The following is a 19,902-nucleotide window of genomic DNA, read 5'->3' on the forward strand; positions in this document are numbered from 1 at the left end:
GGCTCGGCGTGTTCCTGGACCCGGGCCGTGCCGCGAGCGACGGCCAGTCGCTGGGCCTGTTGGCCGCCTCGAGCGCGCTCTTCGCCATGGTGTCCCAGGTCGGCGCGACGCCGCGCGAGGCGACGCTGGCTCTGGTGCTGCTCGATGCGAGCGCGGCCTGCGGCGCCGCGCTGGCCGCTGTCGCCGCATCGGTGCTGCCGCTGCATGCCGGCATCGACATCGAATGGGTACTCCTGATCGGGGCCTTCGCCTGTGCGGCGGCGCGGTGCCGGGGTTCGCTGGCGGCCGGGCTCGGCTCGCAGTTCTACATCGGCCAACTGGTCGCCTGCAACGAGCACCTGCAAGCCGCCGACCTAGGGCGAATCGCGCTGTCGGGCGTCATCGCGCTGGTGGCCACCGTGGCGGTGCGCCGCGTCATCGCGCCGAACCAATGCGATGCCCCCTCGCCACGCCCGGCGCCCGCACGCGGCGCGCTCGGCATGCCGGGTTGGCTGTGCCTGGGCCTGCAGGCCGCTGTGCCGTCGGCCGTCGTCATGCTGCTCGGCACCCACCTGAAACTGGTCGAGCCGGTCTGGGCCATCACCGCCTGCGTGTACGTGGTGTCCACGAGCCGGTCTGCGTCGCTGGAGCGGATCCGGCGCCGGCTCGCCGGCACGGCCGTGGGCGTGCCATTCGGGCTGCTCGTCGTGCCGATGGCCATCGCTCACCCGGCGCTGGCCTGGACGTGTGCAGCGGCTGCGATCTCGATCTATGCCATGGCGCTGCCGGAGCGCTACGACATCGCCTGCGGCGCCTTCGCCTTCGCGCTCGTCATCACCATGGCGGCCTGCGGCATGGATTCGTTCACGCAGCTGTCGGCGCGGCTGTGGGAAACGGCGCTGGGCGCCGTGCTCGCTTCATGTGCGGCCGTGCTGCTGCCGCCCAGGGAGACCTTGGCCCGATGAAGCGCCCGCTTCAGAGATCGCCGAGCGGCACGAAGGGTGAAATCAGCTTGAGCTTGAAGCGCTGCCAGGCGGTGGTTTCCGGCGGCACGGTGAAGACGGTCGTCCGGCCATCGCCGTCGTCGCGCACCCATTCGATGGCGTCGCGCGCCGTGTCGATGCGAAGCGCGTAGCTGCTGCCCCGGTCGGTGAAGGCGAGCAGCTCGTGCGCCATCTCCTCGCTGTCGATGATCAGGCCCATCTCGGTGTTCAGGTGCGCCGATCGCGGGTCGAGGTTCATCGAACCCAGAAACACCGCGCGATCGTCCACGATGATGTTCTTCATGTGCAGCGCGCCGAGGCGGTCGCCGAAGATGCCCATGTGCCCGCGCTTCACGCTCAGCGACGGACTCAGCTCGCGAATGGCGACGCCCGCGCGCAGCAGCTCCATGACGGTCGGCTGATATCCGCCGTAGACCAGCGGTTCGTCGGTCGAGGCCAGCGAATTGGTGACGACCTCGACCTGCACGCCGGACGCCTGCGCATGCGTCAGGTTGGCCACGGCCGACTTCGACGGGATGAAGTACGGCGACACCATCTTGATCTGCGTCTTCGCCGTTCGCATCCAGCGCAGCACGCCTTCGGTGACGGTGCCTTTCAACGTGTTGCCGATCTCGTTGAAGCCGCTGGTCTTGGTCAGCGGGTCGTAGATGACGCGTGCGTTGGCCAGCAGGAGCGGGGACAGCTTTCGGTCCTCGAGTTCGAAGGGCAGGTCCAGCATGCGCACCAAGGCCGGCGGAAGCTGATGGTCGGTGCCGTCGTAAGGGTTGTGCACCCGGCCGTCGCTGCGCACACGCGTCGCCTTCGGCGGCGTGGCGTTCGCGGTCAGGCGCTCGAAGTCCGCTTGCAGCGCCTGCCGCGCCAGCGCGTCGTGCGCGATGCTGGCGACGGGAAAGGCCGCCTCGCTGTTCCAGTAGTGGTCGAAGGCATCCGACAACGCCCGAACCACCGGCCCCGCCACGAACACGTCCATGTCGATGAAGTTGCTGCCCGATGCGTTCATCACGTACTCGTCGGCCATGTTCCTGCCGCCCGCGACGGCGGTAACGCCATCGGCGATGAAGAGCTTGTTGTGCATCCGCCGGTTGACGCGGTGGAAGTCGAATGCCGAATTCAGGAACCGCGCCGCGGTAGACCCGCGCCCCGCCGGAAACGGGTTGAACAGCCTGACCTCCACGTTGGGATGGGCCGCGAGGGCGAGCAGCAGCGTGTCTTCGCCCGCAGTGTAGAGGTCGTCGACCAGCACGCGAACGCGCACGCCGCGCGCTGCCGCATCGCGCAGGCTGCGCATCAGGCTGCGGCCGGTGTTGTCGCTCTGCAGCAGGTAGTACTGGACGTCGAGGCTGCGCGTGGCCAGCCCGGCCAGCGCGAGCCGCGTGGCGAAAGCGTGCGGACCGTAAGGCTGCAGGCGGAAGCCGGATCGGTCGTCGGCGGGCAGCACCTGCCGGGTCAGCTGCGCGAGCGGTGAGGCGGGGTCCGGCGCCATCGCAGCCGAGGGTGGCCGCAGCACGTCGGTGGGCAATTGGGCGCACCCATGGAGCAGCACGACGAGCGGCACCAACAGCCACGCCGCGAAAGAGCGAAGCCGAACCTGCCGCAGGCGCAAGGCAAGGCGTCGCATCAGGTTGCCCGGATCGATCACGACCATCGTTGGCCTCCAAAGTCGTTTCGCGGCGGTATCGGACCAAGGCAGCCGGCTTCACTGCTGACTTTCCACGCCTGCCATGGCACGATGGGCGCCGCCCCAGCCCAGCCGCATCCTACTCATCGTCGCCATGCCGCTGAAACAGCAGATCCGCTTCTGCACCGCGCCCGACGGCGTGCGGCTGGCGTACGCCACGGCCGGCAAGGGCCCGTCGCTGCTCAAGGTGGGCAACTGGATGTCGCACCTCGAATTCGACCTGACCAGCCCGGTCTGGGGCCACGTGCTCGACGCGCTGTGCGCCACCCGCACGCTGGTGCGCTACGACCAGCGTGGCACCGGGCTGTCGGACCGCGAGATCGAGCAGATGTCCTTCGAGGTCTGGGTCAAGGACATCGAGACCGTGGCCGATGCTGCCGGGCTCGAACGCTTTCCGGTGCTCGCGATCTCGCAGGGCGTGAGCCTGGCGATCGCGTATGCGGCGCGCCATCCCGAGCGCGTGAGCCACCTGGTGCTGCAGGGCGGCTACGCGCGCGGCCGGCGCATGCGCGGCGGCGGGCCGGCGCTCGACGAAGAGGCCGACACGCAGGCCAAGCTCATCGAGATCGGCTGGGGCCGGCAGGACCCGGCCTTTCGCCAGTTCTTCACGAGCCAGTTCCTGCCCGAGGGCACGCCCGAGCAGCACCGCTGGTTCAACGAGCTCGAAAGCGTGTCGACCTCGCCGCAGACGGCGGCGCGCATGCTGCGCGAGTTCGACCGCATCGACGTCACGGGCCTGCTGCCGCAGGTGCATTGCCCCACCTTGGTGCTTCATTCCACCGGCGACCTGCGCGTGCCCTTCGACGAGGGCCGCATCATCGCGGGCGGCATCGCGCAGGCGCGCTTCGTGCCGCTTCACAGCGCCCATCACCTGGTGCTGGCGCAAGACGCCGTGTGGCCGCGCTGGGTGGAGGAGGTGCGCGACTTCCTGGCCGGCGGCGATACCGGCGGGGCCGACCCCGTGCTCGCCGCGTTGACCGTGCGCGAGCGCGACGTGCTCGAACTCATCGCCCAGGGCCGCGACAACGCGCAGGTGGCGGCCGCGCTGCAGCTCAGCGAGAAGACGGTGCGCAACCACATCACCAGCGTCTTCGCCAAGCTGCAGGTCGAGAACCGGCCGCAGGCGATCGTGCGGGCCCGCGAAGCGGGCCTGGGCCGCGGCCGCTGAAATCCCGGCACCCCGGGCCGTTGTCCCGGCTGCCCGCACCGAAATCCCTCGATTCCCGGCATCACCCGGGACCACGGCCTCATCGTCACCGAAGGCCCTTCTCCGAACAATGGACGCACCCCAACCACCCTGTTCGAGGAGTCGACCATGTCTGCCGTTCACACCCTGTCTTCCGATGCCGGCGCCGCCGATGCGGCCTCGCGCTACGCGCGTTGCATCGAGAACTCCAAGCGCATTCGCTGGGACATCGAGCGCGACGTGATCCGCGGCCGCGGCTTCGGCATTCGCGACAAGTTCCTGCCCGACGGCCTGTCGCTCGTCGAGCGCCTGGCAGACATGCTGGACCCGGAAGAGCGCCGCTTCCTCGGTCGCATCCAGGGCCGCACCTACGCCAACATGTTCGGCCTGGTGGAGCGCTACGTCGGCGCCAAGATGCTGGAGCTGAGCCGCGACCACTGGCTCGGCGACCAGGTGGCGCTGGAGGCATTGGTGCGCTTCACCGATGAGGAACTCAAGCACCAGGCGCTGTTCCGCCGCATCGAAGGCCTCTGCGCGCATGCGATGCCCGTGGGCTACCTGTTCGGGCCCGAAGCCAACACGGTCGCGCAGTTCGTGCTGGGCAAGTCGACCTGGGCGGTGCTGGCGCTGACCTGCCACATCGAACTGGTGACGCAGGTGCACTACCGCGAGAGCATCGGCTCCGACCCCGAGGTGTCGCCGCTGTTCAAGGACGTGTTCCTGTTCCACTGGAAGGAGGAGTCGCAGCACGCCGTGCTCGACGAACTCGAATGGCTGCGCGAAGACGCGAAGCTCGGGCCGGCCCAGCGCGACCAGGCGGTGGACGACTTCATCGCGCTGGTGGGCGGCGTGGACGCCATGCTGCAGGCGCAGGCCCAGGCGGATGCGAGCTACTTCATCGACTGCGGCCCGCAGCCCGGCAAGCATGGACTGCAGGCGGCCGAGCGCGTGCGCGAGACCTTGCTGGCCGCGTACCGTTGGCAGTACATCCTCTCGGGCGCGGCGCAGCCGCGCTTCAACGAGGTGCTCGGCGGCCTGATCACGCCCGAGCAAGGGCAGCGCATCCAGTCGGCGCTGGCAGGCCTGCAATGAGCGCGCTGCAGTCCGGATGGGCTGCGCTGCGCAGGCGGTTGAAGGGCGCCCGGCACGAAGTGCCTGCGCCCCCCGAGGCCGAGGCCGAGGTGCTGCGCGGCGTCGGCCTGGCGCGATCGGAGCACGTGTCGTACGAAGTCGGGGCGTCGGGCCGCGTGAAGGCCGTGCGTCATCTGGCCACGCCCGATCCGTCGGAGCTGCAAGCCCGTGCCCCGCGGCGGCGCTGATCGCGCGCTGCGTTCCTACGCGCTCGGCAGCGCGGTCCGACATCGGGCGTGATGCAGCGGCCTAGCCTGGAGATCTCATTCGAACTTCAGGAGTTGGCAATGCATTCACGCGACGATGACGATTCGCGCCGCCGTGGCGGTCATGGGCGGGGTCAGCAAGAGGCTTTTCAGGGCCGCAGCGGCCAGATGGGCGGCTACGATTCCCGGGACCAGGGATCACGCGGTGACCGCGGCGCAGGCAGCCCCGACTACGGCAGCGCCGAAGCGGGTTATTGGGGCGGCGAGGAATACCGCGGCGGCGATGGCCCGCGCGGCCACGACCAGGGACGCGGCTACACGGGCCGCGACAGCTGGCGCACCCACGACACCAACGACGAATCGCGCGGCTCGCGCTACGGCGGCTTCGACCGCGAGCCGAGCGGCGGCGCCGGCGGCCGCTTCATGAGCGACTACGGCAGCGGTCAGCAGGAGTCGCACGGCAGAGCCATGCCGCGCCCCACCGGCACCGATTCGCATCGCGGCGAGTACGGCCGCGGGCAAGATCACCAGCGCCACTGGGACCCGGACTACCACCAGTGGCGCAACGAACAGATGCGACGGCTCGACGAGGACTACGAGGCCTTCCGGCGCGAGCGCTACGGCAAGTTCTCGTCGGAGTTCGATCAGTGGCGCGCCAACCGCGCACGACAGGCGGGCGTGGGCGGGTCGAACGAAGCGGCGGCCACCGCCGACACCGGCAGCGCGGCGTCTTCGTCGCGCACGGCTTCGGCCGCGGCGAGCGGCAGCGCGACCGGTGCGACGGCGAAGGATGCCGGGACCAAGCAACAGGGCTGAGGCGGCAGGCGGCATGCGGGCCGGGCTTGACCTGACCCGCGCACTGGCCGCGCTGCACTGAAGCGCTCCGCAGCGCCATCGGCCTTTCGTCGTGTTGGCGGCGTCCGCGCCGAAGCTCATACTGGCCCTCCCGCTTGTGAGGAGCCACGCCATGGCGACATCGAACCGCATCGGAATGCTGACGGCAGTGGTGGGCGCTGCGGCGTCGATTTTCTGGATGCAGCCGGCGCTGGCCACCGACATCGCGGGCTCGGGGTCGACCTTCGTCTATCCGGTCATGCTGCGATGGGCAGCCAGCTACCACGCCAAGACCCAGGTCAAGGTCAACTACCAGGCGATCGGCTCCGGCGGCGGCATCCAGCAGGTCAAGGCAGGCCAGGTCACTTTCGGCGCCACCGACAGGCCCTTGCCGCCACAGGAACTGAAGTCGGCGGACCTGATGCAGTTTCCGCTCGTGATCGGCGGCGTCGTGCCGGTGGTGAACTTGGAGGGCATGGCACCCGGGCAGTTGAAATTCACGGGCGAGCTGCTGGCGGACATCTTCCTCGGCAAGGTCGCGAAGTGGGACGACCCCGCCATCGCCGCCCTCAACCCCGAAGTCAAGTTGCCGGACCTCAAGATCACGCCCATCCACCGGCTCGAACCCTCGGGCACGACCTTCAATTTCGTCAACTACCTGTCGAAGGTCAGCGAGGAGTGGAAAGGCAGGGTCGGCGAGGGGTCGATGGTCAAGTGGCCCGTCGGCACCGGCGCCAGCGGCAACGACGGCATCGCCCGCTACGTCAACTACGTCAAGGGCTCGATCGGGTACGTCGAGCTGTCCTATGCCATCGAGCACCGGATGAACTTTCCCCAGCTGCGCAACAGGAGCGGCACCTTCGTCGCGCCCTCTCCGGCGAGCTTCGAGGCGGCCGCTTCCAGTGCCACCTGGGCCGCTGCGGACTTCTATGAGCTGCTGACCGACGCGCCCGGCGAGCAGTCGTGGCCGATCAAGGCCACCACCTTCGCGCTGATGCCGCGGCAGGCCAAAGACCCGGCGCGCACGGCGGAGGCGCTGCGCTTCTTCAAGTGGTCGCTGGAGCAGGGCAAGGCGGATGCCCGAAAGCTCAACTACGTGCCGTTGCCGGACGGCCTGACGCAGCGGATTCAGGCGTACTGGGACAGCGGAGCGAAGTGACGCTCGGTTGGCCGGCTTTCGGCGTCAGCGCTGCGGCGGCGAGCGGTCGGCCGGCAGCACGATGGTTGCGCGGCCGTCGCCAGAGGTGACGGCGTCCGATCCGCTCGAAGGCGTCGAGGCGCCCGGCGGCGCGACGATGGTGGCGCGCCCGTCGGCGGAGGGCTGCGGCACGTCGGTGGGCGGCCCGCCCTTGCTGCGGTCGAGCGCGACGCCGGCCGCGCGGATGCAGCCTTCGCGAGCAGGCGCGGCCAGGTTGCCGCTGTTGCAGGCGGCGATCTCGCGTTCGTAGCGCTGTTGTGCGGGGTCGGTGGCCGACTGGGCGAGCAGTGTGGGTGCGGTGCAGGCGGCGGCCAGGCCGACCACGATGGCCCATGCCGGCGAACGACCTTGTTTCGGGAAGCGCATGGCAGTCTCCAAGCCAGGATGTGCGCTCAGCATGGCATGCGATGCGAGGTGCCGCTGTGCGAACGCACAGCGCGCGCAGGTAGGCCGGCGCCCGGCCTTCACGCGGCCCGAGAAGCTCAGGAACGCGGCCGATGCGGCGCCGCGTACCAGCGCACCAGGCCGGCCAGCACCAGCAGGGCGCCCAGCCAGGCGAGCCAGCGCGGCCATGCCGGTGCGCGGCGCAGCACCTCGATGTCGCGCACGAACAGCGTTTCGCAGGCGCCGTTGCCGGTGTCCTCGCGCACGAGCGAGGTGCCGCGCGTGAAGGCGAAGCCGGCGTTGTGGCTGTAGCTGGCGAGTTGTCCGCGCAGGCGTATCTGGTCGCCGATGCGCAGCGAGCGCAGGCGGCGGGCGACGGCGGGGTTGTCGGTGAGCAGGTGGTTGTTGGACAGCGCGCGCAGGTACTCGGGCCGGAAGGCCGCGGGGTCCTTGCCCTCGACGTAGCAGACGAACTGCCCGCTCGAAAAAGACATCTTCTCGTAGGCCCCGTCGGCCGCGTTCGCGCCCCAGATCATGCAGAGATCGGCCACGTTCAGGTGGTCGTTGCTGGCCGCGTGGATCCAGTTCCACCAGCTCGAGGTGTCGTGGCGGCTCACGACGAGGCCGGTGATGTCGTAGTCGGCCAGGGGTGCGATGCGGTAGTCGACACCGCCGGCGCGCACCATGAACGCCGGCCGCTCGACCATGGTCTGCGCCGGGTCGGCGTGCAGCGCCGGTAGCAGGGTCTGGCGCGCGGGCAGGCGCCCTTCGAGCAGGAAGCCGATCGCCAGCGCGGCCAGACCCGACACCATCAGCACGCGTGCCGACGACATTCCCCGCTCCCGATCAGGTGGATTCGCGCGCCAGCGGCGGCGGGCCTTCGGGCGCATCGGCCGGGTCGGGCTGGCGGCCACGGATGCGCGCGACCATGCGGTGCAGCCAGTGCTCGGTGTCGTCGACGTAAGTGAACACGGCGGGCACGACCAGCAGGCTCAGCACGGTGGAGGTGATCAGGCCGCCGATCACGGCCATCGCCATCGGCGCGCGGAAGCTGGAGTCGGCCGCGCTCAGGCCGAAGGCGATGGGTGCCATGCCGGCGCCCATCGCCAGCGTGGTCATGATGATGGGCCGCGCGCGCTTGTGGCAGGCGTCGCGCAGGGCATCCCAGCGGCTCATGCCGTGGTCGCGCCGCGCGACGATCGCGTACTCCACCAGCAGGATCGAGTTCTTCGTCGCCACGCCCATCAGCATGATGAAGCCGATCATCGACGGCATCGACAGCGCCTGCTGGCCCAGCAGCAGGCCGATGAACCCCCCGCCCAGCGCCAGCGGCAGCGCGCACAGGATGGTGATGGGATGCAGGAAGTCCTTGAAGAGCAGCACCAGCACGATGTAGATGCACAGGATGCCGGTCAGCATCGCCAGGCCGAAGCTCGCGAAGAGCTCGCCCATCATCTCGGCGTCGCCCACCTCGGCCACGCGCACGCCGGGCGGCAGGCCGCGCACCGAGGGCAGGGCCATCACGGCGTTCTTGGCATCGCCCAGGCCCACGCCCGACAGTTCGATTTCGAAGTTGACGTTGCGCGAGCGGTCGTAGCGGTCGATGACGGCCGGGCCACCTTCCATGGTCAGCGTGGCGACCTGGCTCAGCATGACCGGGCCGCGCGCACCGGGAACGGTCAGGCGCTCTAAAAGCGGAAGGTCGGTGCGCGCCGAGTCCTCGAGCTTGACCACGATCGGCACCTGCCGCTGCGCCAGGTTGAGCTTGGGCAGGGCCTGATCGTAATCGCCCAAGGTGGCCACGCGCAGGGTTTCGGCGATGGCGGAGCTGGTCACGCCCAGGTCGGCCGCACGCGCGAAGTTGGGCCGCACCGCGATCTCGGGGCGGACCAGGCTCGCGGTCGACGTGATGTTGCCCAGGCCGGGGATGGTGCGCAGGTCTTTCTCGACCGCGCGGGCGGCGGCGGTGAGCGCGGCCGGGTCTTCGCCGGTGAGCACCAGGATGTACTTTTCGCCCGAGCCGCCCAGGCCGACGGTGGTGCGCACGCCGGGCAAGGTTTCGAGCACCTTGCGGATGTTGTTCTCGATGCCCTGCTTGCGCGGCCGGTCGCCGCGCGGCGCGAGCTGCACGGTAAGGGTGGCCTTGCGCGTCTCGGGCGTGCCGAAGCTCGCGAAGGGGTCGCCGCCCGCACTGCCGCCGCCGACCGTGGTGTAGACGCTCTTCACATGCTCGACGCCCATCACGCGGCGGCGCGTTTCCTCGGCCGTGGCCAGGGTCTGCGCGAGCGTGGCTCCCGGCGGCAGCGACAAGTAGACCTGCGTCTGCGAGTTGTCGTCCGCCGGGATGAAGCCGGTCTTGAGCAGCGGGATCAGCGCGATCGAGCCGAAGAAGAAAAGGGTGGCCAGCACCATGGTGGTGAAGCGGTGGCGCAGGCTGCGCTCGGCCAGCCGCATGTACCAGGTGAGCCAGCGCGGCTCTTTCTCTGCGCCCACGATCGGCTTGAGCATGTAGGCCGCCATCATCGGCGTGAGCATCCGCGCCACCACCAGCGAGGCGAACACGGCGAGCGAGGCGGTCCAGCCGAATTGCTTGAAGAACTTGCCGGCCACGCCGCTCATGAAGGCGGTGGGCAGGAACACCGCGATCAGCGTGAAGGTGGTGGCGATCACCGCCAGGCCGATCTCGTCGGCCGCCTCCATGGCGGCCTGCAGGGGCGTCTTGCCCATGCGCAGGTGGCGCACGATGTTCTCGACCTCGACGATCGCATCGTCGACCAGGATGCCGATGACCAGCGACAGCGCGAGCAGCGTGACGACGTTGATCGAGAAGCCCAGGTAGTGCATGCCGACGAAAGCCGGGATCACCGACATCGGCAGTGCGATCGCCGACACGAAGGTGGCGCGCCAGTCGCGCAGGAACAGCCACACCACCAGCACCGCGAGGAAAGCGCCTTCGTACAGCAGGTGCAGCGAGCCGTCGTATTCCTCCTGCACCGGGTCGACGAAGTTGAAGGCCTCGGTGAGCTGGATGTCGGGGTGCTGCGCCTTGAGTTCGGTCAGGGCCTTCTGCACGGCACCGCCCACTTCGACCTCGCTGGCGCCGCGGCTGCGCGCGACTTCGAAGCCGACCACCGTCTTGCCGTCGAGCAGCGCGGCGGCGCGCGGCTGGGCGATGGTGTCGGACACGCGGGCCACCTGGTCGAGGCGGATCCTGCGGCCGTCCGACAGCGGAATCTGCATGTCGCGCAGTTCGTCTGCCGAATGCACGGTGGCCAGCGTGCGCACGGGTTGTTCGCTGCCGCCCAGGTCCGTGCGGCCGCCGGCGCTCTCGGTCTGCACCTGGCGCAGCTGGCGCGAGATGTCGGCCGCGGTGGCGCCCAGCGCCTGCAGCTTGCCGGGGTCGAGGTCGACGTGAACCTGCCGCGTGACGCCGCCCACGCGGTTGACCGCGCCCACGCCGCTGATGGCCAGCAGCTTCTTGGTGACGGTGTCGTCGACGAACCAGCTGAGGCCTTCGGCATCCATGCGCGACGAAGCGATGGTGAAGGCCAGCACCGGCTGCGCCGCGAAGTCCAGCTTGTTGATGACCGGGTCGCGCACGTCGGCCGGCAGGTCGGCCCGCACGCGCTGCACGGCGGAGCGCACGTCGTCGACGGCCTCCTGCACCGGCTTTTCGAGCCGGAACTCGACGATCAGCGTCGCGGCGCCGTCCTGCACCTTGCTGGTGATGTGCTTGAGGCCCTGCACGGTGGCGATCGAGTTCTCGATCTTGCGCGCCACGTCGTTCTCGAGTTGCGAAGGCGAGGCGCCCGGCAGCGCGACCGACACGGTGACCGTGGGCAGGTCGATGTCGGGAAAGTTCTGCACCTTCATCGCCTTGAAGGACAGCAGGCCGGCGAAGGTGAGCAGCACGAACAGCATCACCGCCGGAATCGGATTGCGGATGGACCAGGCCGAGACGTTCATGGCGTGTGTTCCGTCCGTGCGTTACTTGGCGGCGGCGCCGGCGGCACCCGCTGCACCTGCAGGGCCGGAGGCGGCCTTGGCTGGTGCGGCAGGCGCGCCAGGCGCGGCCGGTGCATCGACCACGCGCACCAGGTCGCCGTCGTTGAGGAAGCCTGCACCCTGCACGACCACGCGTGCATCGTCCGGCAGCTTGCTCGTGATCTCGATGCGGTCGCCGACGCGGCGGCCGGTGTCGACCTTGAGCTGCGCGACCCGGCTGTCCGGCTGCAGCAACAGCAGGTGGTTGAAGCCGTCGCGCGGTACCACCGCGGCCTGCGGCACGGTCAGCGCGCCGCTGCGGCCGAGCTGGAATTCGCCGCGCGCGAACATGCCGGCCTTGATGGCGGTGCTCTGCTGGATGCTGGGCATGTCGACGTAGACCAGGGCGGCGCGCGTCTGCGGATCGACGGTCGGCGCGATGCTGCGCACCGTGCCCTTGACCTGCGCGCCGCTCGCGCTGGTGATGACGGCCGGCGTGCCGACGGCGACGCGGCCGAGTTCGTAGGAGGTGACCTCGGCGCGCCATTCGAGCCGGCCCTGGCGGATGAGCCGGAACAGCTCGGTGCCGGCGGCGACCACGCTGCCGACCGTCGCGGTGCGGGCGGAGATCACGCCGTCGTCCGGCGCCAGCACCTGGGTGTTGCGCCCGCGCACCTGCTGCGCGGCAAGCGCGGCCTCGGCCGCTTCGACGCGGGCCTTGGCGGTCTGCTCGGTGGTCTGGTACTGGTTGATCTGTTGCTGGCTCAGGGCGCCCGTCTGCTGCAGCGTGCGGGCGCGCGCCGCATTGCCGGCCGCGTCGGCCGCGGTGGCCTTGGCCTCGGCCAGCGAGGCGCGTGCCTGGGCCACGTCGGCCTGCACGGTCTCGGGCGAGAAGGTGGCGAGCACCTGGCCTTTCTTGACGACGTCGCCCACGTTCACCCGCACTTCGGCCAGGCGCAGGCCGTTGGATTCGGAGCCGATGCTGGCCTCCTGCCAGGCCGCGACGTTGCCGTTGGCCGAGAGTTCGATGCCGAGCTCGCTCGTTTCGGGCCTGGCCACGCTCACCGTCAGCGCGGGGCGGGGTTGTGCGGCGGCATCCTTGGATTTCGGTGCGCCCTTGTCGGCGGACTTGCCGCCCATGAACATGAAGGCAGCGGCGGCGATCAGCAGCACGACCACGGCGGCGACGATGAGGAGGGTGGAACGCTTCATTGTTCTCATGGTTCTGGCTTCGTTCATTGCGCGAGTGCAGGCGCTGCCGACGCGGAGTCCGCGCCGGGTCTCGTCCAGCCGCCGCCGGTGGAGCGGTACAGGCCGACCCAGGCCTCGGCCCGCTCGCGCTGGAGCGAGACGCGCGCGGTCTGCGCCGTGAACAGCGTGCGGCGCGAGTCTTCCAGCTCGAACAGGCTGGCCAGCCCGCTTTGATAGCGCGCCTGCGTGGCGTCGAACGAGGCCTGGTAGTTCTGCACGGCCGTGTCGGCGTCGCCTGCGCGGGCGTCGGTGCTCTGCAGGTTGATCAGCGCTTCCTCGACTTCGCGCACCGCCTGCCGCACGTTGCCGCGGTAGAGCGCAGCCGCTTCGTCGTAGCGGGCCCGCGCGGCGTCGACGTTGGCGGCCAGCGCGCCGCCGTCGAAGATCGGCACCGACAGCGCGACCGGGCCGATGCTCCAGGTGTCGACCGTGTCGCGGAAGCCCGAAGTGCGGAACTGCAGCCGGCCGATGGAGCCCTGCAGCGTGAGCTTCGGGAAGCGCTGGGCCAAGGCCGAGCCCGCTTCGGCGCTGGCCGCAGCCACGCCCAGCTCGGACGCGTAGACGTCGGGGCGCTGGGCCAGCACCTCGGCTGGCACGCTACCGATGGCGTGGACGGTGGGCAGCGCGCTGTCGGCCGATGTGGCGTCGAGCCGGCTCTGCAGTGCGGCTGCTTCGAGCCCGGTCAAGGCGATCAACGATTGGCGCAGCAAGGCGCATTGGGCCCGTTGCTGAGTCAGGCGTGCTGAAGCGTCGGATGCGCTGGCACGCGCCAGTGCGGCGTCGGCCGGTGCAGTGAAGCCCGCACGTGCCGACAGATCGGTGAGGCGCGACGTTTCCGATCGCGACTTCGTGTCGTTCTCGGCCACGGCGAGCTGGCGACGGCATGCGCGTTCGCCGAAGTAGGCATTGGCCGTTTCGGCGGCCACCGACACGCGGGCCTCGTGCCACTTGGCATCGGCACTGCGGAGGCGGGCCTGGCTGGCGTCGCGCGTGGCGCGCAGGCCGCCGAAGAGATCGATCTCCCAACTGGCCTGCAGGCCGGCCTGGATGGTGGTGATGGGCGGGATCTCGGCGCTTGCTGCGCCCGTGCCCGTGCCGGCGCCGGTCGCCGCGCCGGTGGCGCCGGTGCCGCCGAAGCCGCTGGTCAACGAATTGCTGCGCGAGGCCGACAGACTGCCGTCGAGCTTGGGCGCGAGTGCCGCGCCCGCCGCGACGCGCGAAGCCCGCGCCTCGGCGATGCGCGCGGCGGCGCTCGCCACGTTGGGGCTGACGGTCTGCGCCGCTTCGACCAACTCGACCAGCAGCGGATCGTCGAGCTGCCGCCACCAATCGGCCAGCACGGGCAGCGAGCCGCCGTGGGGCAGTGGCGTGGTCCATTGAACAGGCGTCGGCGCCACGACCTTGTCGGGTGGCCGTGGCAGCGTGCAGGCAGTGAGCAGGAAAGCGAGCGCAAGGCTGAGCGCGGAAAGCCGGGAGTTCCTCATGAGAAATCGAATCCGCAAGTGAGGGCAGGGCGCGTGATCGGGTCGACCGCGACGCCCGCGCCGGTTGGCCGCCGGTGGGCTGGCGAACCGCGCAGCATAGCAAGACTGCAAGGCGCGCCGACCACCGACCGACTCAGCAAGAAATCTGGCACCTTGGTTCTCCCTGCACAGCTCCGGACGAGCGCCAATCTCTCACAGGCTAGGATTCGGGCATGTCAGCCGCCGCCGCGCAATCTTCCGCCCTGCCGCTCGACGCCGAGGGCATCCTCGCCGCTGCCGCGCGTTCGATGTTCCATTTGTTCTCGAGCATGAGCCAGGGGATGTTCCTGGTCGATCGCAGCGGACGCATCGTCTGGGTGAACGAGGGCTACCGGCGCTTCCTGCCTGCGCTGGGCTTCTCATCCATCGATCAGTTCCTCGGCCACCAGGTCGAAGACGTCATCCCCAATACGCTGATGCAGCGGGTGCTCGAAACCGGCGAGCCGGTATTGATTGACCTGTTGACCAACAAGGCAGGCACTTTCGTCGTCAGCCGCATCCCGCTGCGCGAAGAGCGCGAGGGCGGCGCGCTGGGCGAGGTGATCGGCGCGATCGGCATCGTGCTGTTCGATCATCCCGAGACCACGCTGCAGCCGCTCATCAGCAAATTCGCGCTGCTGCAGCGCGATCTGGACGATGCGCGGCGCGAGCTGGCCACGCAGCGCAACAACCCGATCTGGCAGCAATCGGCCGACGGTCAAAGGCGGTCCAAATACACCTTCACGAGCTTCATCGGATCGAGCACCGCGGCGGTGGAGGTCAAGCGCCATGCGCGGCGCGCGGCTCAGTCGTCTAGCCCGGTGCTGCTGCTCGGCGAAACCGGCACCGGCAAGGAACTGCTGGCGCATGCCATCCATGCCGCGTCGGCACGCGCGCGCAACGCCTTCGTCAGCGTCAACATCGCGGCCGTGCCCGACACGCTGCTGGAGGCCGAGTTCTTCGGCGTGGCGCCGGGTGCCTACACCGGCGCCGACCGCAAGGCGCGCGAAGGCAAGTTCAAGCTGGCCGACGGCGGCACGCTCTTCCTCGACGAGATCGGCGACATGCCGATGCCGCTGCAGGCCAAGCTGCTGCGGGCGTTGCAAGAGGGCGAGATCGAGCCGCTGGGCTCGAACAAGCTGGTGCCATTTGACGCCCGCGTGATCGCCGCCACCTCGCGCGACCTGCCGACGCTGGTGCGTGAAGGCCGGTTCCGGGAAGACTTGTTCTACCGCCTCAACGTGCTGCCGGTGCGCGTGCCGCCGCTGCGCGAACGGCGCGCCGATATCCCGGCGTTGGTGGAAGCCCTCGGCGAGGACATGGCCTTGCGCAGCGGCGAGGCCCCGCCCGAGCTGATGCCCGACGCGCTGGCGCTGCTGGCCGCGCAGCACTGGCGCGGCAACATCCGCGAGCTGCGCAACGTGCTGGAGCAGGTGACGATGCGCAGCGACTCGCAGCGCATCGATGCGGCGCAGCTCGAGCGCATCCTGCGCGAGGCAGGGCAAGAGAAAATCGCCGCGCCCGACCCGCTTCAATCGCTCCCGGTCACGGCCGAAGACAAGACGCTGCTGCTGCGTCCTCTGGCCGAGCAGGTGGCGGAGCTGGAGCGCAAGGCGATCGCTGCGGCGATGGGGGCGACGGGGGGGAACAAGCTGGCGGCTTCGCGCCTGTTGAAGATCTCGCGTGCGACCCTGTATGAACGTCTGGAAAACCCTGACTGAAATTCAGTCGATTGTCTGAACAAAAGGCAATCGAAGTGTCCTGATTTCGGGCTGTGCAGCGCTCCATCACTCGGAGATGCAGGGAAAGTACCCGGATTTCTGGCCTGATGCGCCTGGCATGAACTGTGCAATATTCAGTCATCCATCCTCAGGAGACAAACAATGCACCGTCGCCATCTCGTCGCCCTCGCGGCGATCGCCGCCCTGGGCACCGCGCCCGTCTGGGCCCAGTCCAACGAGATCCGCATCGCTCACATCTACAGCAAGACCGGTCCGCTCGAAGCCTATGGCAAGCAGACGCAAACCGGCTTCTTGATGGGCCTCAACTACGCGACCGGCGGCACCATGGCGGTCAACGGCAAGAAGCTGGTGGTGATCGAGAAGGACGACCAGGGCAAGCCCGACCTGGGCAAGTCGCTGCTGGCCGCGGCCTATGCGGACGACAAGGCGGCGCTGGCCGTCGGCCCCACGTCGTCGGGCGTGGCGCTGGCGATGCTGCCGGTGGCGGAGGAATACAAGAAGATCCTGCTGGTCGAGCCCGCGGTGGCCGACTCGATCACCGGCGACAAGTGGAACAAGTACATCTTCCGCACCGGCCGCAATTCGAGCCAGGACGCGATCAGCAACGCGGTGGCGCTCGACAAGCCGGGCGTCAACATCGCAACGCTGGCGCAGGACTATGCGTTCGGCCGTGATGGCGTGAAGGCCTTCAAGGACGCGGTGAAGAAGGCCAAGATCGTCCATGAGGAATACCTGCCGCAGAACACCACGGACTTCACCGCCGGTGCGCAGCGCCTCATCGACAAGCTCAAGGACCTGCCGGGCCGCAAGGTGATCTGGATCGTGTGGGCCGGCGCAGGCAACCCGTTCAAGATCGCCGACCTCGACCTGAAGCGCTACAACATCGAGATCGCCACCGGCGGCAACATCCTGCCGGCGATGGCCAGCTACAAGCAGTTCCCGGGCATGGAAGGGGCGACGTACTACTACTTCGGCATTCCGAAGAACCCGGTGAACGAGGCGATGGTCGCCGCCCACTACAAGGAGTTCAAGACGCCGCCGGACTTCTTCACCGCGGGCGGCTTCACGGCCGCGATGGCGGTGGTGACGGCGCTCAAGAAGACGGGCGGCGATACCAGCACCAACAAGCTCATCTCGACCATGGAAGGCATGAGCTTCGACACGCCCAAGGGCACGATGACCTTCCGCAAGGACGATCACCAGGCGCTGCAGAGCATGTACCACTTCAAGATCAAGGCCGACCCGGCCTTCGCGTGGGGCGTGCCCGAACTCGTGCACGAGATCAAGGCGTCCGAGATGGACATCCCGATCAAGAACAAGCGCTAGTCCTCGATGCTCGAAACGCGCGGGCTCACCGTCCGTTTCGGAGGCCATGTCGCGGTCAACGATGTCAGTTGCAGCTTCGCACCTGGCACGCTGACGGCGATCGTGGGTCCGAACGGCGCAGGCAAGACCACCTACTTCAACCTGATCTCGGGACAGCTCAAGGCGACGGCCGGCACGGTGTCGCTGGACGGCCAGCCGCTCGCTGGCCTCAGTGCGTCGGCGCGCACCCGCGCGGGCCTGGGCCGGGCCTTTCAGCTGACCAACCTGTTTCCCAACCTCACGGTGCTGGAGAACGTGCGCCTGGCGGTGCAGGCCTCGCAGGCCGGGCCGCACCGGCGCGGGCTGAACCTGTGGAGCATCTGGAGCGACCACCGCGCGCTGGTCGAGCGGGCCGATCGCATCCTGTCCGAGGTGGCTTTGAAGGCGAAGGAACATGCCACGGTGGCCAGCCTGCCGCACGGTGACCAGCGCAAGTTGGAAGTGGCCTTGTTGATGGCGCTGGAGCCCAAGGTCTTCATGTTCGACGAACCGACGGCGGGCATGAACACGGCCGAGGCGCCGGTGATCCTCGACCTGATCCGGGCGCTGAAGAAGGACCGCAGCAAGACCATCCTGCTGGTCGAGCACAAGATGGACGTGGTGCGCGAGCTGGCCGACCGCATCATCGTGCTGCACAACGGGCAACTGGTGGCCGATGGCGAGCCCGCGGAGGTGATCGCCTCGCCGGTGGTGCAAGAGGCTTACCTGGGCGTGGCGAAGGAGCAAGTCCGATGAGCGCGAACCTGTTGACGCTCGAAGGCGTGCACACGCACATCGGGGCGTATCACATCCTGCACGGGGTGGATCTCGTGGTGCCGAAGGGGCAGCTCACCATGCTGCTGGGCCGCAACGGCGCAGGCAAGACCACCACGCTGCGAACCATCATGGGCCTGTGGCATGCATCGCAGGGCCGCGTGCGCTTCGGCGACAAGGACATCACGGCGCTGCACACCCCGCAGATCGCCGAACTCGGCATTGCCTACGTGCCCGAGAACATGGGGATCTTCTCCGACCTCACGGTGAAAGAGAACATGCTGCTGGCCGCGCGCGGCGCGAAGACGGCCGAACAGATGGACGAGTCGCGCCTCCAATGGATCTTCGGGCTCTTCCCGGCGGTCGAGAAGTTCTGGAACCATCCGGCCGGCAAGCTCTCGGGCGGCCAGAAGCAGATGCTGGCGGTGTCACGGGCCATCGTCGAGCCGCGCGAACTGCTGATCGTGGACGAGCCCAGCAAGGGCCTCGCGCCCGCGATCATCAACAACATGATCGACGCGTTCGACCAGCTGAAGAAGAGCGGCGTGACGATTCTTCTAGTGGAACAGAACATCCACTTCGCGCAACGCCTCGGCGATTCGGTGGCCGTGATGGACAACGGCCGCGTGGTGCACAGCGGGCGCATGGCGGAGTTCTCGGCGGACGAGGAATTGCAGCAGTCGCTGCTGGGGTTGGCCTTGTGAGGGAGCAGAGCCCATGAAAACACTCGAACTCGACTGGAAGCCGATGGCGCTGGTTCCGGTGCTCGCGCTGGTCGCGCTACCGCTCACCGGCTCCTTCTCCACCTGGCTCACGCTCACCGTCGCCGGCCTCGCGATGGGCATGATCATCTTCATCATCGCGTCGGGCCTGACACTGGTCTTCGGCCTGATGGACGTGCTCAACTTCGGCCACGGTGTGTTCATCGCGCTGGGCGCCTTCGTGGCGAGCACGGTGCTCGGCATGATGGGCGACTGGACCGGCTCGCAATCGATCTGGCTCAACCTCGCGGCCGTGTTCCCGGCGATGCTGGTGGCGATGCTCGTGGCCGGTGCGATCGGGCTGGCTTTCGAGCGCTTCATCGTGCGGCCGGTGTATGGCCAGCATCTGAAGCAGATCCTCATCACCATGGGCGGGATGATCATCGGCGAAGAGCTGATCAAGGTCATCTGGGGCCCGGGCCAACTGCCGCTGTCGCTGCCGGAGGGCCTGCGCGGCTCGCTGCTGGTGGGCGACGCGGCCATCAGCAAGTACCGGCTGCTCGCGGTGGCCGTGGGCATCTTCGTCTTCGGCCTGCTGGCCTGGACGCTGGGCCGTACCAAGATCGGCCTCCTGATCCGCGCCGGCGTGCAAGACCGGGAGATGGTCGAGTCGCTGGGCTACCGCATCGGTCGGCTCTTCGTCGGCGTGTTCGTGGTGGGCAGCGCGCTGGCCGGCCTGGGCGGCGTGATGTGGGGGCTGTTCCAGCAGAACCTCATTCCGCAGATGGGCGCACAGGTCAACGTGCTGATCTTCATCGTGATCATCATCGGCGGCCTGGGCTCCACCACCGGTGCGCTGATCGGCGCGCTGCTGGTGGGCCTGATGACCAACTACACCGGGTTCCTGCTGCCGGTGGCCACGCAGTTCGCGAGCATCGCGCTGATGGTGGCCGTGCTGCTGTGGCGCCCGCAGGGCGTGTACCCCGTGGCGGGCAGCCGGTGAG

General features: G+C 68.8%; 17 protein-coding genes. 11 read left to right on the forward strand and 6 right to left on the reverse strand.

Features of this window, described 5'->3' with window-relative positions; all coding sequences use genetic code 11:
• Positions 1-944 (forward strand): FUSC family protein (locus tag B0W80_RS28835; RefSeq protein WP_077002589.1); only part of this gene is annotated, 944 nt, incomplete at its 5' end.
• A gap of 10 nt (positions 945-954) precedes the next feature.
• On the opposite strand, the gene B0W80_RS28840 is transcribed toward B0W80_RS28835, so the two are convergent.
• Complete coding sequence (locus B0W80_RS28840; RefSeq protein ID WP_256856712.1) at positions 955-2,628, reverse strand: phospholipase D family protein; 1,674 nt, start codon at positions 2,626-2,628, stop codon at positions 955-957.
• Positions 2,629-2,704: 76 nt separating this feature from the next.
• Here B0W80_RS28840 and B0W80_RS28845 point away from each other — a divergent pair, with 76 nt between their 5' ends.
• The 5 genes from B0W80_RS28845 (at position 2,705) to pstS (ending at position 7,177) form a co-directional block, all read left to right on the forward strand.
• Positions 2,705-3,829 carry an alpha/beta fold hydrolase gene (locus B0W80_RS28845; RefSeq protein ID WP_256856713.1) on the forward strand — a complete coding sequence of 375 codons (1,125 nt, stop codon included), beginning with the start codon at positions 2,705-2,707 and terminating at the stop codon, positions 3,827-3,829.
• Positions 3,830-3,976: 147 nt separating this feature from the next.
• The gene (locus tag B0W80_RS28850; RefSeq protein WP_077002590.1) at positions 3,977-4,939 is read left to right on the forward strand and encodes a hypothetical protein; all 963 of its coding nucleotides are present in this window, start codon (positions 3,977-3,979) and stop codon (positions 4,937-4,939) included.
• A complete protein-coding gene (locus tag B0W80_RS28855; protein ID WP_077002591.1) occupies positions 4,936-5,166 on the forward strand; it encodes a hypothetical protein in 231 nt (76 codons plus the stop codon). Before B0W80_RS28850 ends, B0W80_RS28855 begins: the two co-directional genes overlap by 4 nt.
• Before the next feature lie 99 nt (positions 5,167-5,265).
• The gene (locus B0W80_RS28860; protein WP_077002592.1) at positions 5,266-6,000 is read left to right on the forward strand and encodes a hypothetical protein; all 735 of its coding nucleotides are present in this window, start codon (positions 5,266-5,268) and stop codon (positions 5,998-6,000) included.
• 151 nt (positions 6,001-6,151) lie between these two features.
• Positions 6,152-7,177, forward strand: a complete 1,026-nt coding sequence (pstS, locus tag B0W80_RS28865; protein ID WP_077002593.1) for a phosphate ABC transporter substrate-binding protein PstS — start codon at positions 6,152-6,154, stop codon at positions 7,175-7,177.
• A gap of 24 nt (positions 7,178-7,201) precedes the next feature.
• Here the strand turns inward: pstS and B0W80_RS28870 are convergent, their stop codons facing one another.
• The 5 genes from B0W80_RS28870 to B0W80_RS28890 all read right to left on the reverse strand — a co-directional run bounded on the left by B0W80_RS28870 (position 7,202) and on the right by B0W80_RS28890 (position 14,319).
• Entirely contained in the window at positions 7,202-7,582 is a 381-nt protein-coding gene (locus B0W80_RS28870; protein WP_077002594.1) for a hypothetical protein, read from the reverse strand.
• 116 nt (positions 7,583-7,698) lie between these two features.
• Complete coding sequence (locus B0W80_RS28875) at positions 7,699-8,433, reverse strand: hypothetical protein (protein WP_077002595.1); 735 nt, start codon at positions 8,431-8,433, stop codon at positions 7,699-7,701.
• A gap of 13 nt (positions 8,434-8,446) precedes the next feature.
• Positions 8,447-11,566, reverse strand: coding sequence for an efflux RND transporter permease subunit (locus tag B0W80_RS28880; RefSeq protein ID WP_077002596.1), 3,120 nt, complete (start codon positions 11,564-11,566; stop codon positions 8,447-8,449).
• 21 nt (positions 11,567-11,587) lie between these two features.
• Positions 11,588-12,805, reverse strand: a complete 1,218-nt coding sequence (locus B0W80_RS28885) for an efflux RND transporter periplasmic adaptor subunit (protein ID WP_077002597.1) — start codon at positions 12,803-12,805, stop codon at positions 11,588-11,590.
• 14 nt (positions 12,806-12,819) lie between these two features.
• Positions 12,820-14,319 (reverse strand): efflux transporter outer membrane subunit, encoded by a 1,500-nt coding sequence (locus tag B0W80_RS28890; RefSeq protein ID WP_077002598.1) that lies wholly within the window; start codon positions 14,317-14,319, stop codon positions 12,820-12,822.
• A gap of 212 nt (positions 14,320-14,531) precedes the next feature.
• Between B0W80_RS28890 and B0W80_RS28895 the strand changes: the two genes are divergently transcribed.
• The 5 genes from B0W80_RS28895 to B0W80_RS28915 all read left to right on the forward strand — a co-directional run bounded on the left by B0W80_RS28895 (position 14,532) and on the right by B0W80_RS28915 (position 19,901).
• On the forward strand, positions 14,532-16,058 hold the full coding sequence (locus tag B0W80_RS28895; RefSeq protein ID WP_077002599.1) for a sigma-54-dependent Fis family transcriptional regulator: 1,527 nt from the start codon (positions 14,532-14,534) through the stop codon (positions 16,056-16,058).
• A gap of 162 nt (positions 16,059-16,220) precedes the next feature.
• Positions 16,221-17,405, forward strand: coding sequence for a substrate-binding domain-containing protein (locus B0W80_RS28900; RefSeq protein ID WP_077002600.1), 1,185 nt, complete (start codon positions 16,221-16,223; stop codon positions 17,403-17,405).
• 6 nt (positions 17,406-17,411) lie between these two features.
• The gene (locus B0W80_RS28905) at positions 17,412-18,179 is read left to right on the forward strand and encodes an ABC transporter ATP-binding protein (RefSeq protein ID WP_077002601.1); all 768 of its coding nucleotides are present in this window, start codon (positions 17,412-17,414) and stop codon (positions 18,177-18,179) included.
• Positions 18,176-18,901: an ABC transporter ATP-binding protein gene (locus B0W80_RS28910; RefSeq protein ID WP_077002602.1), complete on the forward strand. Its 726-nt coding sequence runs from the start codon at positions 18,176-18,178 to the stop codon at positions 18,899-18,901. The genes B0W80_RS28905 and B0W80_RS28910 overlap by 4 nt, the downstream gene beginning before the upstream one ends.
• 13 nt (positions 18,902-18,914) lie before the next feature.
• Positions 18,915-19,901 (forward strand): branched-chain amino acid ABC transporter permease, encoded by a 987-nt coding sequence (locus B0W80_RS28915; RefSeq protein ID WP_077002603.1) that lies wholly within the window; start codon positions 18,915-18,917, stop codon positions 19,899-19,901.
• Position 19,902: the final 1 nt, after the last annotated feature.

It is taken from the genome of Variovorax sp. KK3, from assembly GCF_001984055.1.
Classification (GTDB): Bacteria; Pseudomonadota; Gammaproteobacteria; order Burkholderiales; family Burkholderiaceae_C; genus Variovorax.

Bases quoted from the DNA above. Each gene is read 5' to 3' on its own strand.
- B0W80_RS28840 (WP_256856712.1), bottom strand. From the start codon at position 2,628: ATGGTCGTGATCGATCCGGGCAACCTGATGCGACGCCTTGCCTTGCGC.
- B0W80_RS28845 (WP_256856713.1), top strand. From the start codon at position 2,705: ATGGCACGATGGGCGCCGCCCCAGCCCAGCCGCATCCTACTCATCGTC.
- B0W80_RS28850 (WP_077002590.1), top strand. From the start codon at position 3,977: ATGTCTGCCGTTCACACCCTGTCTTCCGATGCCGGCGCCGCCGATGCG.
- B0W80_RS28855 (WP_077002591.1), top strand. From the start codon at position 4,936: ATGAGCGCGCTGCAGTCCGGATGGGCTGCGCTGCGCAGGCGGTTGAAG.
- B0W80_RS28860 (WP_077002592.1), top strand. From the start codon at position 5,266: ATGCATTCACGCGACGATGACGATTCGCGCCGCCGTGGCGGTCATGGG.
- pstS (WP_077002593.1), top strand. From the start codon at position 6,152: ATGGCGACATCGAACCGCATCGGAATGCTGACGGCAGTGGTGGGCGCT.
- B0W80_RS28870 (WP_077002594.1), bottom strand. From the start codon at position 7,582: ATGCGCTTCCCGAAACAAGGTCGTTCGCCGGCATGGGCCATCGTGGTC.
- B0W80_RS28875 (WP_077002595.1), bottom strand. From the start codon at position 8,433: ATGTCGTCGGCACGCGTGCTGATGGTGTCGGGTCTGGCCGCGCTGGCG.
- B0W80_RS28880 (WP_077002596.1), bottom strand. From the start codon at position 11,566: ATGAACGTCTCGGCCTGGTCCATCCGCAATCCGATTCCGGCGGTGATG.
- B0W80_RS28885 (WP_077002597.1), bottom strand. From the start codon at position 12,805: ATGAGAACAATGAAGCGTTCCACCCTCCTCATCGTCGCCGCCGTGGTC.
- B0W80_RS28890 (WP_077002598.1), bottom strand. From the start codon at position 14,319: ATGAGGAACTCCCGGCTTTCCGCGCTCAGCCTTGCGCTCGCTTTCCTG.
- B0W80_RS28895 (WP_077002599.1), top strand. From the start codon at position 14,532: ATGTCAGCCGCCGCCGCGCAATCTTCCGCCCTGCCGCTCGACGCCGAG.
- B0W80_RS28900 (WP_077002600.1), top strand. From the start codon at position 16,221: ATGCACCGTCGCCATCTCGTCGCCCTCGCGGCGATCGCCGCCCTGGGC.
- B0W80_RS28905 (WP_077002601.1), top strand. From the start codon at position 17,412: ATGCTCGAAACGCGCGGGCTCACCGTCCGTTTCGGAGGCCATGTCGCG.
- B0W80_RS28910 (WP_077002602.1), top strand. From the start codon at position 18,176: ATGAGCGCGAACCTGTTGACGCTCGAAGGCGTGCACACGCACATCGGG.
- B0W80_RS28915 (WP_077002603.1), top strand. From the start codon at position 18,915: ATGAAAACACTCGAACTCGACTGGAAGCCGATGGCGCTGGTTCCGGTG.